This window comes from Rhizobium sp. AAP43 (assembly GCF_001296045.1).
Lineage (GTDB): Bacteria > Pseudomonadota > Alphaproteobacteria > Rhizobiales > Rhizobiaceae > Allorhizobium.
Genome location: NZ_LJHS01000051.1, coordinates 1 through 1,062, shown reverse-complemented (window position 1 = coordinate 1,062; position 1,062 = coordinate 1). Strand labels below are relative to the sequence as shown.

Annotated in this window: 1 tRNA gene; it reads left to right on the top strand. The window is 53.2% G+C overall.

The features are described from left to right. The first annotated feature begins 692 nt into the window (after positions 1 to 692). Positions 693 to 783, top strand: a tRNA-Ser gene (locus tag IP76_RS20460). The last annotated feature ends 279 nt before the right edge of the window (positions 784 to 1,062 follow it).

The following is a 1,062-nucleotide window of genomic DNA, read 5'->3' as shown; positions in this document are numbered from 1 at the left end:
AGCTGCAGCGGAGCCGATGAGAAGGCTCTTGATGTTCATTATTGACCTCCAGTCAAGTTTCGTATGGGTCTGGGTTATTTGGCTGAAGGACAGCGTTCCCTGCCCCATCCCCGTCGGTTTCAGAAGACGGACGATCCACCGCCTCGCTTCCGATGTTGAAAATACAAAACATCTCCGGTCATGCAATCACCAAAGAGAGGAATGGGGGGATCGCCACCCCCCTTACCGAAATCCTGTTGCCGAAAGGTCACAAAACCGCGACCCAGGACCCGAAGTCATTTACCTTTCGTTAAGAAAGGCGAATGGAATCCGACAGTTAGGGGAGCTTCCCTTCTATATATAGGGGGACTCCACTCTCCTGGGCACATCCGATTTGGGACAGTTTGCCCGTGTTATTAGGGGATTCCCGTGCCGGCGGTGACCGGCGCTGGATTGCAGGACGTCGTGCCGATACGCGTTTCGGGCAGCCCTCGCCGTTCAATTGATGCAGAGGAGCGCCAGAATCGACCAGGCGATTCCCTGGTTGATTCCCATTTCGCCCTGATTCCCTTGTGATTCTGGCCTTAGGCGTCTGTTGAGGCCTCTGTCGCGCAGGTTACGCTGCTCTTCAGCGGGTCATCTACGCGGTAAAATGTGCGAGACGGATAAAAGGCCTTGCATTCGACGATTCAAGACAATAATCAGGCCGGACCGGAGAGGTGGCCGAGTGGTCGAAGGCGCTCCCCTGCTAAGGGAGTATACGTCAAAAGCGTATCGTGGGTTCGAATCCCATCCTCTCCGCCATTTGCCCCGAGCGGCTTTTCTCATCTTTCATCGCAAATACCTCCCTCTTCGCTTTACCGCGTCGCAGCTGTGCTGCGTGATTTTCGGATGACCAGGACATCTTCCTGACTGCGCGGACACGTGTTTTTTGACGAGTTCGATGCGAGAAAAGAGACGCACATCCACACTATCATATTGATATATAATATCTATTTTGGGAACTCCCCAAGCTTGACCTCTATAATTGACTGGAGGTCAATAATGAACATCAAGAGCCTTCTCATCGGCTCCGCTGCAGCT